The following is a 234-nucleotide window of genomic DNA, read 5'->3' on the forward strand; positions in this document are numbered from 1 at the left end:
GCCCCGACAGCAAATCCGTGTAGGGCACCGCAACCAGTTCGAGTTCAACCCCCAGCGCGCGACTCATCGCGTGGAGCAAGTCGATCTCGAAGCCGATGATGCGCCCCTGCTTGTCGGTCATTTCAAACGGTACGTAAGTCGGCGTGGTGCCTACTCTGAGCACGCCACGGCGGACAGCCTCGTCAATCGCCCCGGCATTGCTGATAGGTGTTGCCGCATTGATTCACACAGGCT

Annotated in this window: 1 protein-coding gene; it reads right to left on the reverse strand. The window is 60.3% G+C overall.

The features are described 5' to 3' along the window. Nucleotides 1–163: transporter substrate-binding domain-containing protein (locus AC0L3B_RS40405; RefSeq protein ID WP_473383694.1), on the reverse strand; the 163-nt coding region annotated here is incomplete at its 3' end. Between the last annotated feature and the right edge of the window lie 71 nt (nucleotides 164–234).

This window comes from Bradyrhizobium sp. Kon56, from assembly GCF_055807635.1.